Source organism: Amycolatopsis sp. MEPSY49 (assembly GCF_051337345.1).
In the GTDB taxonomy this organism is placed as follows: domain Bacteria; phylum Actinomycetota; class Actinomycetes; order Mycobacteriales; family Pseudonocardiaceae; genus Amycolatopsis.
In genome coordinates, this window is the sequence record NZ_JBDLYJ010000001.1 from 274,396 (window position 1) to 289,370 (window position 14,975).

Below are 14,975 nucleotides of genomic sequence, written 5' to 3' on the forward strand. Positions count from 1 at the left end.
GTAGGGGCTTCAGGACAGGGACTGCACGGCTTCGCGCACGACCTCGCCGACGCGGGTGACTTCGGCGTCGGTGAGGTTGGCGTGCATCGGGATCGCGAGCTGACGCGCGAACGCGTCCGCCGAGACGGGCAGCGGCGCCTGGGGACCGTAGATCGGCTGCAGGTGCGAGGCGTAGGTGCCGAAGTTGCACTGGACGCCCTGTTCGCGGACGCGCAGGGCGAGCGTGTCGCGGCTGACCTCCGGCGCGACCGTGAGCAGGTAGGCCTGCCACGGGTGCTCCCGATCGGACAGTTCCACCGGGACGGTCAACGCGTCGACGTCGTCGAACGCCTCGTGGTAGCGCTTCGCGACCGACCGGCGGGCGGCGAGGAGGTCCGGCAGCCGGTCGAGCTGGACGTTCATGATCGCGGCCTGCACGTCCGACATGCGGAAGTTGTAGCCGAGCTCGTGGAACTCCGGGATCGGCAGCGCGTTGGAGCCTTCGCGGCTGATCGCCGGCTCGATGCCGTAGGTGTGCAGCTTGCGGGCGTGCGCGATGAGGTCCTCGCGGTCGGAGACCAGCGCGCCGCCCTCGCCCGCGGTGATGCCCTTGCGGCCGTGGAAGGAGAACGCGGCGAGGTCGGCGAGGCTGCCGGCCGGGCGCGTCTTGTACGTCGCCCCGGCGGCGCACGCGGCGTCCTCGAAGAGCCAGAGGCCGTGCTTGTCCGCGATCGCGCGGTACTCGTCGAAGTCACCGGGCTGGCCGGCGACGTCGACCGCGAGGATGCCCACCGTCTTCGGCGTGATCAGCGCTTCGACGTGCGCCGGGTCGGCGCTGAAGACGTCCGGGCGGATGTCGGCGAACACCGGGGTCGCGCCGGCCTGCACGACGGCGTGGCCGGTGGCGGGGAACGTGTAGTCGCCGACGATGACCTCGTCACCGGGCCGGACGCCGAGGACTTTGAGGCCGAGGAAGAGCGCGGAACCGCAGTTCGCGGTCGTCAACGCGTGCGCGGTGCCGGTGACCTGCGCGAACCGCTCTTCGAAGCGGCGGCACGCCGGTCCGGCACCGGCCAGCCAGCCGGATCTGAAGACCTCGGCGACCGCGGCGAGCTCTTCTTCTCCGACGGTCGGCTGACCGAGGGCAATGCTGTCGGTCGACATACCTCTCCCATTGCGTGGGGACCCGGCGAAGTGTATATACGCTCACTCAGGTGATTCACAGGCCCACGCCGAAGCCCACTTTCGAGTGACAACTTCCCCAGGTCGGCGGACGTCTTAGGCTGGGCACATGCGATTCGGGGTGCTGGGGGCCGTCGCCGCGTGGGGTGAAGACGGCGCGCAGGTGGCGGTGGGCGGCCCGCGGTCGCGGACACTGCTGGCGCTGCTCGCCCTCGAAGCCGGGCGGTTCGTGCCCGCCGAGCGGCTGATCGACGGCATGTACGGCGAATACCCGCCGGACGGCGCGGCGAACGCCCTCCAGTCGCAGGTGTCCCGGCTGCGGACGGCGTTGAAGGACTTGGCACCGGTCGAGTTCACCGCGGCGGGCTACCGGCTGGTCGTCGAACCGGACGAAGTGGACGTTCACGTCTTCGAACGCCTTGCGCGCGAAGGCCGTCTGCTGCTGAGGAACGGCGAGCACGCCCGGGCGGCCACTGTCCTCGGTGAAGCGACGGCGTTGTGGCGCGGGGCGGCGTTCACCGACGTCGCCGACGCGCCGTTCGCCGCCGCCCAGGCCGCCCGGCTCGACGAGTTGCGGGCCGACGCCGCGGACGACCACGTCGAGGCCCGGCTGGCCTTGGGCCGGGCCGAGGACGTCCTCGCCGAACTGCGCGAGACCGTCGCCGCGCAGCCGCTGCGGGAGCGCCCGCGCGCGCAGCTGGTCCGCGCGCTGACCGCCGCCGGACGGCCGGCCGACGCGCTGGCCGCGTTCGAAGACGCCCGCCGCACGCTGGCCGACGAGCTGGGCGCCGACCCTGGTCCAGACCTCGCCGAAGCCCACCTCGCCGTGCTGCGCGGCGAAACCGAGAAGCCGGCGATCCCGGCGCTGCCCGCGCAGCTGACCAGCTTCGTCGGCCGGGACGGCGAGCTGCGGCAGGTGGCGGACCTGCTGGGGCGCAGCAGGCTCGTGACGCTGACCGGCCCGGGCGGCACCGGCAAGACGCGGCTGGCGGTCGAAGCCGCCGCCGCGGAGACCGGGCCGGTCGCGTTCGTCGAACTCGCCCCGCACAGCGGCGCCGACGTCGCCGGCGCGGTGCTGGCCGCGCTCGGCCTGCGCGAGAGCACGCGCGGTGGCCCGCAGGACCCGGCCGAACGGCTGATCTCGGCGCTGCGCGACCGTTCGGTGCTGCTGGTGCTCGACAACTGCGAGCACGTCGTCGACGTCGCGGCCCGGCTGGCCGCGCGGCTGCTCGCCGCGTGCCCGGGGCTGCGGGTGCTGGCCACCAGCCGCGAGCCGCTCGGCATCACCGGCGAGCAGCTGGCGCCGGTGCCGCGGCTGGCCGTCCCGCCGCCGGGCACGCCCGCCGCGGAGGCCCTGGCGTACCCGTCCGTCCGGTTGTTCGCCGACCGCGCGGCGGCGAGCGACCCCGCGTTCGTCCTCGGCGACGGCACCGTCGGCGACGTCCAGCACCTCTGCGCGGCCCTCGACGGCCTGCCGCTGGCGCTGGAGCTGGCCGCGGCCCGCGTCCGCAGCCTGGCCCTCGGCGAGATCGCGGCGCGGCTCGACGACCGGTTCCGGCTCCTCGGCCGCGGCAGCCGGACGGCCGAGGCGCGTCACCGCTCCCTGCGCGGCGTCGTCGAATGGAGCTGGGACCTCCTCGACGACGACGAACGCGAACTGGCGCGGCGTCTCGCGGTGTTCCCCGGCGGCGCGACGCTGGCCGCGGCGGCCGAGGTCTGCGGCGCGGACGACGGGCTGGTGCTCGAACTGGCCGACAAGTCGCTGGTCGAAGCGGTCGGCGGCCGGTTCCGGATGCTGGAGACGATCCGCGCGTTCGGCGCCGAGAAGCTCGCCGAAGCGGGCGAAACCGAGGCGATCCACCGGGCACACGCCGAGTACTTCCTGCGGTTCGCCGAGGAAGCCGACCCGATGCTGCGGACCGCGGCCCAGCTCGAGTGGCTCGACCGCATCGACGCCGAGTACGACAACCTCCTGGCCGCGCTGCGCTGGGCGACCGACCACGACGTCGCGCTCGCGCTGCGGCTGGTGCCCCTGCTGGCGATGTACTGGTGGATGCGCGGCCGGCGGTTCGAGGGCGCCGGGCTGTCGCTGGCCGTCGTCTCGCGGACCCCGCCGGAGCTGCGCGAGGAGTACGTCGAGGAGTTCCTGGTGTGCGTGCTCGGCGCGTTGTCCGGGCACCCGGACGAGTCGCTGGAGCAGCACCTGCCCCTGGTCCGCCGGTACGCGGCGGACGGCGACTGGTCACCCCGGAACCCGATGCTGGTGATGCTGCTCGGCGTCGTCGTGGGGCCGCCCGGCGACGACGAAGAGCTGGTCGGCCGCGGCGAAGGCCTGCTGGCGGCCGGCGACGCCTGGGGCTGGGCGCTGCTGCCGACGGGCGTGGGCCTGCGGGCGATGATGACCGGCGACCTGGCCGGCGCCGAGGAAGGCCTGCGGGAAGGCGCGGCGCAGTTCCGCGCGCTCGGCGAGCGGTGGGGCCTGTCGATGGCCCTGGACCACCTGTCGCAACTGCTGACGTGGCGCGGCGAGCACGAGGCCGCCGTCCCGCTGATGGACGAGGCACTGGCGCTGATGCACGAGATCGGCGCGACGGACGACGCGGCGGACCTGATCTGCCGCCGCGCGTGGACCCGCCTGCTGGCGGGCGACCGGGCGGGCGCCCGCACGGACTACGAACTGGCAGCGGCGACGGCCCGCCGGTCGGGCATGCCGGAGACCCGCGCGGCGGCCTACGTCGGCTTGGCGAACCTGGCGCGGTTGTCGGGGGATTTGGCCGGGGCCCGTTCGTTCGGCGAGCGCGCGCTGACGGAGTGCCCGGGCGGCTCGTTCGCGGCGGAGACGGTGCGCGCGACGGCGATGATCTCGCTCGGGTGGCTGGCCGTGGCCGAAGGACGTCTTTCCGACGCGGCCCAGTTGCACCGCACGGCGTTGCTGACCGGCCGGCAGTGGCACGCGGGCGACGTGGTGGCGTTCGCGCTGGAGGGCTTGGCCGGGGTGGTGCCACCGGACCAGGCGGCGACGTTGCTGGGCGCGGCGGCGGGCGTGCGCGGGACGTCGATCGCGGGTGACCCGGACGTGTCGTCGGTGCGGGCGCGGGTCGTCGATTCGCTGGGCGCGGAGGGTTTCGAACGCGCCTACGCGACGGGGCTGGCGATGAACACGCAGAAGGCGCTGACGACGGCCGGGCTGGCGGACTGACCGGCTCACCAGGCCCTTCCCCGCTCGCGTAGCCTGGTCGATCGTGCGTAACGTCGTAATCGTCGGGGGCGGGATCGTCGGTCTGGCCGTGGCCTGGGAGCTGACCAGGCGCGGGCTGGACGTCACCGTGCTGGAGAAGGAATCCCGCTGGGCCGCCCACCAGACCGGGCACAACTCGAACGTCGTGCACGCCGGGCTGTACTACAAGCCCGGGTCGTTCAAGGCACGGATGTCCGTCGCCGGGAACCGGTCCATCGTGGACTTCGCGCGGCAGTACGGCGTGCCCGTCGAGGTCTGCGGGAAGCTCGTCGTCGCGACCGACGAAAACGAGATCCCCGCGCTGAACACCCTCGCCGAGCGCGCCGAGGCCAACGGCGTCCCCGCGAAGAAGATCTCCCCCGCCGAAGCGCGCGAGTACGAGCCCGAGGTCGCCTGCGTCGCCGCGCTGCGGGTCGAGTCCACCGGGATCATCGACTTCCCCGGCGTCTGCGCCGCGCTCGTCCGGCTGCTCGACGAAGCCGGCGTCGACCTGCGGCTGAACAGTCCCGTGCTGGCCATCCGCGCCGGGGCGAACGGCGGAGTCGAGGTCGCGACCGGGGAAGACGTCGTCCAAGCGGACGCGCTCGTGAACTGCGCCGGCCTGCACTCCGACCGCGTCGCGCGGCTGGCCGGGCTGACGCCGTCGGCGAAGATCGTGCCGTTCCGCGGGGAGTACTACGAGCTCAAGCCCGAACGCCGCGGCCTGGTCAAGGGCCTGATCTACCCGGTGCCGGACCCGACGCTGCCGTTCCTCGGCGTGCACCTCACGCGGATGCTCGACGGCAGCGTCCACGCCGGCCCGAACGCCGTGCTCGCGCTGCGCCGCGAGGGCTACCGCTGGCGCGACTTCTCCGCGAAGGACGTCGCCGAGGTCGCCGCCTTCCCCGGTGCCTGGCGGCTGGCGAAGAAGTACGCGTTCCCGACCGGCCTCGACGAGGTGCGGCGCTCGTTCTCGACGAAGCGGTTCGCCGCGAGCCTCGCCCGGCTCGTCCCGGCCGTCACCGCGGACGACATCGTCCGCCACGGCTCCGGCGTGCGCGCGCAGGCGATGCGCCGCGACGGCTCGCTCGTCGACGACTTCCTCATCGAGACCGCGCGCGACCAGGTGCACGTCCTGAACGCGCCGTCGCCGGCCGCGACGAGCGCGCTCGAGATCGCGCGCCACATCGCCGACCAGGTGTCGAAGGACTAACCCGGCAGGTTGGGCGTCACCAGCGGCAGGGCCTGCTTCACGATGTCGCAGGTCTTGGTGTCGTCCCCGATGAACCCGCTGACCACCTGCACCGACGACGTTTCGGTGATCGGCAGCGTCGCGCCGCAGGTCGCCCGCAGGCCGCCCATGTTCGGGAAGACGCCCCACTTCTTGCCGCCGACGTCGACGGTCTCGATCGGGTTGACGCCCTTCGCGCCTGGCCACTCCGCCACCGGCGTGCTCGGGCCGAACCAGACCTCGAACGCCTTCTGGCCCCCGTCGCCGTCGGTGTCGTCCCACAGGCAGTAGGTCGCGTTCGGCGTCGCGGACGAGTTGTCCTTCTCGCCGGTGGGCGAGATGTTCTTCAGCTGCGCGACCTGCTCCGGCTTCAGGGTCGCGCACGGGTCGGCCGACAGCAGCGGCCCGCCCGGCTCGACCTTCTTCGGGCCGACCGGGGTGATCGGCGGCGCGGGCTGCCCGCCGGGCAGGTGGGCCGCGACCTGCGGGACCACCGTCTTGGCCAGCTCGCACGACTTGGCCAGCTCCGGGCCGGAGACGCTGACGAACGCGAAGGACTGGTCACCGAGGAGGGCGTAGAACACGCAGTCGTCGGCGAGGATCGACGGGTACTGCGTCCAGGTGAAGCCGCCGAGCTTCTGGGGCTCGGACTTCGGGACGGCGCCCGCGATGTACTCGTTGAAGTCCAGGTCCGTCGTGTAGCCGACGTTGAGCGTGGCCGACGGCTCGATGTCGTCCTTCGTGCTCCACAGGCACATCGGCGCCTGCAGCCGCTCCTTTTCTTCCTTGACCGAGCGGCCGGGGGACTCGTAGCCGAGCGCGTCGACCTGCTCCTGGTCGAGCAGCGTGCAGGCGTCGATGGCCGTGACGACGGGCCCCTGACCCGGCACCGGCGAGGCCGTCCCGTTGACGGCCACCGAGCAGCCGGAGACCACGGTCAGGGCCGCCACTGCCGCCACGACCTGCCACTTCATGCGCATGAATCCTCCCGTTCGGCCCGGACATTACTGGGACGAACGGAGCAGCACTGCGGATCCGCCCGATTCAGCGAGGCGTGAGCACTTCCTTGCCGCCGACGAACGGGCGCAGCGCCTCGGGCACGCGGACCGAGCCGTCCTCCTGCTGGTGGTTCTCGACGATCGCGACGATCCACCGGGTGGTGGCCAGCGTGCCGTTGAGCGTCGCGGCGATCTGCGGCTTGCCGTTCTCGTCGCGGTAGCGGACCGAGAGGCGGCGGGCCTGGAACGTCGTGCAGTTCGATGTCGAGGTCAGCTCGCGGTAGGTGTCCTGCGTCGGGATCCACGCCTCGCAGTCGAACTTGCGGTGCGCGGACGTGCCGAGGTCGCCGGTCGCGGTGTCGATGACCCGGTAGGGCACCTCGATCTTGGCGAGCATCTGCTCTTCCCAGCCGAGCAGCCGCTCGTGCTCCGTCTCGGCGTCGGCCGGCTTCGCGTAGACGAACATCTCCACCTTGTCGAACTGGTGGACGCGGATGATGCCGCGGGTGTCCTTGCCGTACGAGCCGGCCTCGCGCCGGTAGCAGGACGACCAGCCCGCGTAGCGGTTCGGGCCGTCGTTCAGGTCGAGGATCTCGTCGGCGTGGAAGCCGGCGAGGGGCACCTCCGACGTCCCGACGAGGTAGAGGTCGTCGTCCTCGAGGTGGTAGATCTCGCTCGAGTGCTGCCCGAGGAAGCCGGTGCCGGCCATGATCTCCGGGCGCACCAGCGACGGCGTGATCATCGGCGTGAAGCCGTTCTCGAGCGCCTGCGCGATGGCCATGTTGAGCAGGCCGAGCTGCAGCTGCGCGCCGACGCCGGTGAGGAAGTAGAACCGCGAGCCCGAGACCTTGGCGCCGCGTTCCATGTCGACGCCGCCGAGCGCTTCGAGCAGCTCGAGGTGGTCCTTCGGGGTGAAGTCGAACTTCGTCGGCTCGCCGACGTGCTTGACCACGGCGAAGTCGTCTTCGCCGCCGACGGGGGCGTCCGGGTGCACGAGGTTCGGCACGGTCCGGAACAGCTGGTCGAACTCCTCCGACGCGGTGTTCTGCTCCGACTCGGCCGCCTTGACCTGCGCGGCGAGCTCCTTGGCCGTGGCCAGCAGCTGCTGCTTCTCCTCCGGCGGCGCCTTCGGGATCTGCTTGCCCAGGAGCTTCTGCTCGTTGCGCAGCTTGTCGGCGGCCGCGATCGACGACCGGCGGCGGGAGTCGAGGGAGAGCAGCTTGTCGACCACTCCCTCGTCTTCGCCACGGGCGCGCTGCGACGCGCGCACGGCTTCCGGGTCATCGCGCAGAGTCCTGGGGTCAATCACGGGTCAGAGGGTAGTCCGTACAGACTGTGCGTCCCTACTGGGTTATCCCGACAGTCTGATCGTTGAAGCGCTGTTCACGGCGTCCTCATACTCCGAGGAAACACCGAGGAGGCGCCCCGATGACCGATGAGCTGCTCGCCCGGCACCGCGCTGTCATGCCGTCCTGGATGTCCCTGCTCTACGAAGAGCCGATTGAGATCGTGCACGCCCACGACCGGCGGATGACCGACTCCCAGGGCCGCACCTACCTCGACTTCTTCGCCGGCGTGCTGACCAACTCGATGGGCTACGACGTCGCGGAGATCGGCGACGCGGTCCGCAAGCAGCTCGACACCGGCATCCTGCACACCTCGACGCTGTACCTGATCCGCTCACAGGTCGAGCTGGCGGAGCGGATCGCGAAGCTGTCCGGCATCCCGGACGCGAAGGTGTTCTTCACGAACTCGGGCAGCGAGGCCAACGACACGGCGCTGATGCTGGCGACGCAGTTCCGGCGCAGCAACCAGGTGCTGGCGATGCGGAACTCCTACCACGGCCGGTCCTTCGGGACGGTCGCGATCACGGGCAACCGCGGCTGGTCGGCGTCGGCGCTGAGCCCGGTCAAGGTCAACTACGTCCACGGCGGTTACCGCTACCGCAGCCCGTTCCGGGACCTGTCGGACGCGGACTACATCAAGGCGTGCGTGGCGGACCTGGTGGACGTGCTCGACACGGCGACGGCGGGCGACGTCGCGTGCCTGATCGCCGAGCCGATCCAGGGTGTCGGCGGGTTCAGCCTCCCGCCGGACGGCCTGTTCCGGGCGATGAAGGAGGTCCTGGATTCGTACGGGGTGCTGTTCATCTCGGACGAGGTCCAGACCGGCTGGGGCCGCACGGGCGAGCACTTCTGGGGCATCGAGGCGCACGGCGTGACGCCCGACATGATGACGTTCGCGAAGGGGCTCGGGAACGGCCTCGCCGTCGGTGGCGTGGTGGCCCGCGGGGATGTCCTGGACTGCTTCCAGGCCCAGTCGTTCTCGACGTTCGGCGGCAACCCGGTGTCGATGGCGGGCGCGACGGCGGTGCTGGACTACATCAAGGACCACGACCTGCAGGTCAACTGCGCGGCCCGCGGGTCGCAGCTTATCTCCGGGCTGCGCGCCGCCGACTCGCCGATCGTCGCCGAGGTGCGCGGGAAAGGCCTGATGATCGGCGTCGAGCTGATCAAGCCCGGCACGACGGAGCCCAACGTCCCGGCGGCGGCGCGGATGCTGGAGGAGACGAAGAAGCGCGGCCTGCTGATCGGGAAGGGCGGCCTGCACGGCAACGTCCTGCGGCTGGGCCCGCCGATGACGCTCACCGCCGAGGAAGCCCAGGAAGGCCTGGACATCCTGGTCGACTCGCTGGCCGCCACCCACGCGGCACTCGCCTAACGCGGCGAGGCCGCCCGCTCCAGCAGCTCGGCGGTCGCCTCCCACAGCCGGCGCTCACGATCGCGGTCGTGGGCGACCGGCTGGACCTCCGTCAGCTTGTCCTTCACCACGAACGCGCCGTCGCGCAGGTGCGCCCACTTGTCGTCGACGGCCATCGCGGCGAGCAGGGGTCCCGAACGCTGCGGTTTCGAGACGCCGGGAAGCCGGCCCAGGGCGCGGCTCATCGCCTGGAGCGCCGCGGGGGCACCGCGGCCCAGTGCGGTGCCGGGCATCCAGCCCGGTTCGAACACGGACACGTTGACGTCCGCGTGCCGCTGCAGCTCGTGGGCGTAGTACAGGATCGCGAGCTTGGCGTTGGAGTAGGCGACGCCGGAGGCTTCCATGCTGGGCTCGCCGGTGCCCGGGCGGGCCAGCTCGACGGGGTCGGCCCACTCGGCCTCGGGCACGTGCAGCAGCTTCCGCCAGAAGTTGGCCTGGTAGGTGTTCGAGCCGATCAGCACGACCCGCGCCGGCGCCGCGAACGAACCGAGCAGGTCGCCGATGAGCTGGGCGTGGGCGAGGTAGTTGACGGCGAACGTCAGCTCGTAGCCGTCCGCCGAGGCGCGCCGGGTGTCGGTCGACATGGTGCCGGCGTTGGCGACCAGCGCGCGCAGCGGACGGACGGCGCCGGCGTCGAGCAAGTCGCGCGCGGTGGCCGCCGCGGCCCGGACGTCGGCGAGGCTCGCCAGGTCGCAGCCGATCTCGCGGACGCGGGCGCCGAGGGCGCGGGCCTCGTCGGCGACCGCGGTCAGGTCGCGGCCCGCGCGGCCGACGAGCAGCAGGTCGGGACGTTGCGCGGCAGGCCGGCCGGCGAGGGCCAGCACGGCGTGGCGGCCCAGGTTGCGGGTCGGGCCGGTGATGAGGACGGTTCCTGGTTCGGTCATGGCTCCAGCCTGCGAGCGCGGCCGGGCGGCAACCAGTCGTCCGGTTTTCGTAGGACTGCCAGGGCCAGGACAACGGCCGCCGGATCGTCGGAGAATGGACACCGTGGAGGCGTGGGAGTTCGGCCGGACAGTGCGCCGCTGGCGCGATCGCGTGGCACCCGAAGCCGTCGGCGTCCCGGCGGGCCGGCGGCGCCGGGCCAGTGGCTTGCGCCGCGAAGAACTCGCCGCGCTCGCCGGCATCTCGGCCGACTACCTGACCCGCCTCGAACAGGGCCGCGCGACCGCGCCCTCGGCGCAGGTGGTGGAGTCGCTGGCCCGGGCGCTGCGCGTGTCCGACGTCGAACGCGACCTGCTGTTCCGGTTGGCCGGGCACGCCGCGCCCGGCCCGGAGGTCGTGCCGTCGCGGGTCGCGCCGAGCGTCCAGCGGCTGCTCGACCGGCTGTCGCACACCCCGGTGGTCGTCTACGACGCGAGCTGGACGCTCGTGCTGGCCAACGCGCCGTACAACGCGCTGATGGGCGACACGACCGCGTGGCACGGCTTGGAGCGCAACGCGGTCTGGCGCAACGTCACGCGCCTGCCGTCACGGGTGGTCCACAGTGCGAAGGAGCAGGCCGAGCACGAGGCCCGGCTCGTGGCCGACCTGCGCTTGACGGCGTCGCGCTACCCCGCCGACCACGCGTTGCGGCGCTTGATCGCGGACCTGACCGCGGGCAGCCCGCGTTTCGCCGAGCTTTGGGACGCCGAGGCGCCACCACCGCCGCCCGACCCGTCCCGCCGCAAGACGATCGACCACCCGGCGGTCGGCCCGCTCACCCTCGACTGCGACACGCTGCTGGTCGCCCAGGACGACCTGCGCATCAGCGTCTACACCGCCGAGCCCGGCACCGAGGACGCCGACCGCTTGGAGCTCGCCACCGTCCTCGGCACCCAGTCGCTGGACGCCTAGTCGACGGCGTTCACGTCCGAAGGCGGGGCGTTGAGATCGCAGTACGAGTACAGCTCAGTCCGCGGGTCGTCCGTGCCAGCCGGGATCGCCTGCAGGGGAACGACCCAGGTACTGCGTTCACCCGGAGCGCACGACGGGCTCGCCGGCGGCTGCTGCGCGCTGCCCGCCGGGTTGCCCTTGCCGTCGGGCGGCAGCAGGCCACCGCCCACGATCTTGCCGTCCGCACCCCGGAAAACAACGGCGGTCCGGCGGCTGACCAGCGCGCGGCAGTTGGCCGAGCGCTCGGTGTACCGCACCGCGTCGGCCGGCAGCGAGGCCTTGACCCGGCTGGTCGATTCGTAGGTGTCGGTCACCGGGCTGAAGCCACCGAGCGAACCGGGCGGCAACCAGGTGGTTGTCCGCACGTCGACGTACGCCGAGATCACCTTGGCGGTCCCGCCGACGTTGACGAGGGGCCGGCCCACGCCTGCTTGTTGCCCTGGCAGCAGCACCGGAACCTCGACGGTCATCAGCGGCCCCTGAACGGGTCCCGGCGGCAGGCCGTTGACGGACACGACCACTTCGAGCGTCAACCGGGTCCGGTAGGCGATGCGCTGGCTGGTGTTGCGCAGGACCGCGCCCATGCTGGCCAAGCCTGTGGCCGAGACCCCCTTTTCCGCGACCTCGATCCCACCATCGCCCGGCGCGATCTTCGCGGAGACCGGCTGTTCCGGAACCGCAGCGGGGATGTCACAGGGCTTCGCGACCGGCTCATCACCGGTCGACAGCACTTCCGCCGTGATTCCGGCCGCAGCGACCACTGCCACGACGAGCGCAGACAGGACGAGCTTGCGTTTCGTCATTCGTAGTACCGCTTCTTCAGCTCATCCACCTTGGCTTGAAAATCCTGGATCACCTTGGTGGCCGCTCGGACGCGCTGGCCGCGAACTCGTCCTCGGGCAACTCACGGACGGTGCCCGGCGCGATGTGAACCGAAAACGTCTCCATGCCCACCGCGGTTGTCGTGATCCGCTCGTCGTTCGACGCACCGACCGCCTCGACCTTGGCCCGGTCGGCGAAGAAATTCGAATCCCGCAGGTCGTCGGCATCGATGTTGAGATTCGTCCCCTCGATCGCGGCCCGGTACTGCCATTGCCACCCGACCCAGAGCAGGCGCGCCGTTGCGGCCAGGGCCCTTTCCAGCGCGGATTCGTCGATGAAGTCGTAGACGCTTTCCCCGAACGACAAGGTGATACCGGTGCGCTGACGAAGCTCCGCTTCGATTTCCGTCCCAGGGGCCCGCACGTGGACCCGAATTCCATCCAGCCTCTCGGCCAAATCCGCCATGGTCCGCCTCCTGCCCTAGTCCGACCGGCCCATGCCGCCATCACCGGTGAGGTCACGGTCGTTAATCGCGGCGAGGTTCGGGCGAGCGGCGACTATCTTGTCCTTGTTCGCGTTGACCGCGTCGGTCAACGCGAACACCTTTTGCGCGATCTGCTGCGTTTCGACCTCTTGGATGTGCTTGCCGAGTTCGTCGACCGCCTGCCTCATCGAATTGACGATCGTCTCGGCCGAGTCCCCGGACGCCGTGAGGCCGGCGACGCCGGCACCGCCCACCGAAGCGAGCGCACCGATCGCTGCGAGCGGCACCACGCCCCCGGTCGCCACGGCGACCACCACCCCGCCGATGGCGCTGACCGCGGAGAGCACCGAGAACTCGAAGCTCCACTGGTTCTTGCCGCAGCCGCCGGCGTTGTCGAGAGCGTTCTTCGTGTTTTCCGCGATCTTGTCGATGTCCGCGCGGGCCCTCAGCCACATCTCACGATGCGCCTGGAGGATGCCCTTGAGGGTGGAAAGCACCGTGAACTGGTTACCGGAAACCGACTTGAAGGTGTCGACGAAATTGGCCTTGAACGCCATCGCGGCGTCTCCGGTCCACCCCTGCAGATAACCACCGTCGGTCGTCATCTTGTCCAGGTGCGGATTCACGAAGCTCACGTCGTTGCTGAGCTCGGTGTTGTTGACGGAGCCGGTGTTCAGCTTCGCCATGGCCGCGTTCAGGTCCGCGATGAGCGGGTCGTACCCGGCCGGATCGGGCAACCTGGAGTACGGCTCGAACATCGCCTCGATGAAAGCGAAGTGCCGGCGGATGGCGTTGCGGTCGGGGTTGGCACCTGACCGCGTCGCTCCCTTCTGCGCCAGCTCCTTCTCCGTCAGGTCGACGGCCTTGTCGGTGATATCCCTGGCGTGTTGCAAGAGTTGGTCGAAGCTCACAGCTTCCCACCCAGTTCCGGGTCGTTCTGCGCACGGCGGTAAAGCTCGTCACGAGCCGATTGATCGATCGCCGCGTAGTGCCGCGCTGCCTTGTCCAGTGCGGTGGCGGTGTCGTCCAGATTGGTCCTGGTCTCGCTGAGATACCCGAGCACGGTGTCGTGCAAGCTCAGATATGCCTGGTACACCGGCCCGAGCGTGTCCCCGCCGAACTGCTCCGGCCGTCGCATCACCCGGGCCAGGTCGCCGCGCACGCGGTTGCGCTGCCGATCGCGTCGCCGTAATCAGCGGATATCGTGGGGAAATCGACCTTCGCCACTTTTTCCAGCTCGTACAGGTCGACGCCGAACTCTTTACCTTGATGAACCACGGTTCCACCCCTCGTTCCCCGTCTGTTGCCCTGGGGCAACCCTCACCAAGTCGCGACTGTAGCCGGTCAGTCACCATCAGGTACGAGAAACGGGTCGATGGGCTGGAATCGCATCCCTCACGGCCTGTTATCGAGCACGTCCGGACGGCAACCGTCCGGACGTGCTCATCGGGTCGCTCGGCTCAGCCCCGCACGAAGCGGGCCACGTGGCCGGCCAGCTCCTCGCCCTTGTCCTCCTGCAGGAAGTGCCCCGCGTCGGCGATCACCGGGTGGTCCAGACCGGACGCCCCGCGCATCGAGCGCTTCAGGATCGGGCCCATCCCGCCGGTGATCGGGTCGCCGTCGGAAAACGCCACCAGGAACGGGATTTCCAGCTCCGTCAACGTCTTCCACGCCGCGCGGTTCGCTTCCGACGCCGGGTCGTCCGGCCGGTACGGCACCAGGCCCGGCATCGCCCGCGGAGCCGCCTTGTACATCTCGTTCGGGAACGGCGCGTCGTACGCCGCCCGCTCGGCCTCCGACAGCTCGGACTTGCAGCCCGACTGGACGAACCGGGCGACGTCCAGCACCGGGGCCTTCTGGACGGCCTCGCGGAACGAATGCCACACCGCCGGCATGTCGACGTCGCCCGTGGGCAGGCCCGTGTTGGCCGCGACCACCCGCGCGAACCGCGCCGGGTTCTCCGCGACCAGCCGCAGCCCGATCAGGCCGCCCCAGTCCTGGCCGACGAGCGTCACGTCGCGCAGGTCCAGCGCGTCGAACGCGAACCCGCGCATCCACTCCACGTGGCGGGCGTACGTGTGGTCGGTCTGGTCGCCCGGCTTGTCGGACCGGCCGAAGCCGACCAGGTCCGGGGCGATCGCGCGCAGGCCCGCCGACGCGAGGACCGGGAGCATCTTCCGGTACAGGTAGGACCAGCTCGGTTCGCCGTGCAGCAGGAGGACGACCGGGCCGTCGGCCGGGCCCGCCTCCACGTAGCCGACTCTGATCACGCCGCCGTGCGGGTCGTCGAGCTCGACGTAGCGGGGCTCGAAGGAGAAGTCGGGCAGGTCCGTGAACCGGTCGTCCGGTGTCCTCAGCAGGCGCACGAACCCCACGCTAGTGCGAACGGCGGAGCCGGGCCACGCTGTGCGTGACCCGGCTCACATCCGC

14 protein-coding genes are annotated in these 14,975 nt (G+C 71.2%); 4 read left to right on the forward strand and 10 right to left on the reverse strand.

All coding sequences use genetic code 11. From position 1 onward, the window contains the following. Positions 1-9: 9 nt before the first annotated feature. Positions 10-1,143: a DegT/DnrJ/EryC1/StrS family aminotransferase gene (locus tag ABFJ78_RS01450; protein ID WP_436383720.1), complete on the reverse strand. Its 1,134-nt coding sequence runs from the start codon at positions 1,141-1,143 to the stop codon at positions 10-12. 127 nt (positions 1,144-1,270) lie between these two features. Between ABFJ78_RS01450 and ABFJ78_RS01455 the strand changes: the two genes are divergently transcribed. After that, a complete protein-coding gene (locus tag ABFJ78_RS01455; protein ID WP_436383721.1) occupies positions 1,271-4,360 on the forward strand; it encodes a BTAD domain-containing putative transcriptional regulator in 3,090 nt (1,029 codons plus the stop codon). A 43-nt stretch (positions 4,361-4,403) separates the two neighbouring features. Then, positions 4,404-5,591 carry an L-2-hydroxyglutarate oxidase gene (lhgO, locus tag ABFJ78_RS01460; RefSeq protein ID WP_436383722.1) on the forward strand — a complete coding sequence of 396 codons (1,188 nt, stop codon included), beginning with the start codon at positions 4,404-4,406 and terminating at the stop codon, positions 5,589-5,591. Here the strand turns inward: lhgO and ABFJ78_RS01465 are convergent. Then, positions 5,588-6,589: a DUF3558 family protein gene (locus ABFJ78_RS01465; protein ID WP_436383724.1), complete on the reverse strand. Its 1,002-nt coding sequence runs from the start codon at positions 6,587-6,589 to the stop codon at positions 5,588-5,590. The genes lhgO and ABFJ78_RS01465 overlap by 4 nt on opposite strands. Positions 6,590-6,653: 64 nt before the next feature. Further along, positions 6,654-7,916, reverse strand: a complete 1,263-nt coding sequence (serS, locus tag ABFJ78_RS01470; RefSeq protein ID WP_436383726.1) for a serine--tRNA ligase — start codon at positions 7,914-7,916, stop codon at positions 6,654-6,656. Positions 7,917-8,035: 119 nt separating this feature from the next. Here serS and ABFJ78_RS01475 point away from each other — a divergent pair, with 119 nt between their 5' ends. Further along, a complete protein-coding gene (locus ABFJ78_RS01475; protein ID WP_436383728.1) occupies positions 8,036-9,328 on the forward strand; it encodes an aspartate aminotransferase family protein in 1,293 nt (430 codons plus the stop codon). Here ABFJ78_RS01475 and ABFJ78_RS01480 read toward each other — a convergent pair. After that, positions 9,325-10,251, reverse strand: coding sequence for an SDR family NAD(P)-dependent oxidoreductase (locus ABFJ78_RS01480; RefSeq protein ID WP_436383729.1), 927 nt, complete (start codon positions 10,249-10,251; stop codon positions 9,325-9,327). The two genes, ABFJ78_RS01475 and ABFJ78_RS01480, sit on opposite strands and share 4 nt — an antisense overlap. Before the next feature lie 94 nt (positions 10,252-10,345). On the opposite strand from ABFJ78_RS01480, the gene ABFJ78_RS01485 reads away from it, so the two are divergent. Continuing rightward, complete coding sequence (locus ABFJ78_RS01485) at positions 10,346-11,200, forward strand: helix-turn-helix transcriptional regulator (RefSeq protein WP_436383730.1); 855 nt, start codon at positions 10,346-10,348, stop codon at positions 11,198-11,200. Here ABFJ78_RS01485 and ABFJ78_RS01490 read toward each other — a convergent pair. The 6 genes from ABFJ78_RS01490 to ABFJ78_RS01515 all read right to left on the reverse strand — a co-directional run bounded on the left by ABFJ78_RS01490 (position 11,197) and on the right by ABFJ78_RS01515 (position 14,911). Further along, complete coding sequence (locus tag ABFJ78_RS01490) at positions 11,197-12,042, reverse strand: hypothetical protein (protein WP_436383731.1); 846 nt, start codon at positions 12,040-12,042, stop codon at positions 11,197-11,199. The two genes, ABFJ78_RS01485 and ABFJ78_RS01490, sit on opposite strands and share 4 nt — an antisense overlap. A gap of 49 nt (positions 12,043-12,091) precedes the next feature. Beyond that, a complete protein-coding gene (locus ABFJ78_RS01495; protein WP_436383732.1) occupies positions 12,092-12,526 on the reverse strand; it encodes a hypothetical protein in 435 nt (144 codons plus the stop codon). A 15-nt stretch (positions 12,527-12,541) separates the two neighbouring features. After that, a complete protein-coding gene (locus ABFJ78_RS01500; protein ID WP_436383733.1) occupies positions 12,542-13,456 on the reverse strand; it encodes a hypothetical protein in 915 nt (304 codons plus the stop codon). After that, positions 13,453-13,707 carry a hypothetical protein gene (locus ABFJ78_RS01505; protein ID WP_436383734.1) on the reverse strand — a complete coding sequence of 85 codons (255 nt, stop codon included), beginning with the start codon at positions 13,705-13,707 and terminating at the stop codon, positions 13,453-13,455. Before ABFJ78_RS01505 ends, ABFJ78_RS01500 begins: the two co-directional genes overlap by 4 nt. Then, positions 13,683-13,823 carry a hypothetical protein gene (locus ABFJ78_RS01510; protein WP_436383735.1) on the reverse strand — a complete coding sequence of 47 codons (141 nt, stop codon included), beginning with the start codon at positions 13,821-13,823 and terminating at the stop codon, positions 13,683-13,685. The genes ABFJ78_RS01505 and ABFJ78_RS01510 overlap by 25 nt, the downstream gene beginning before the upstream one ends. 182 nt (positions 13,824-14,005) lie before the next feature. Then, a complete protein-coding gene (locus ABFJ78_RS01515) occupies positions 14,006-14,911 on the reverse strand; it encodes a haloalkane dehalogenase (protein WP_436383736.1) in 906 nt (301 codons plus the stop codon). Positions 14,912-14,975: the final 64 nt, after the last annotated feature.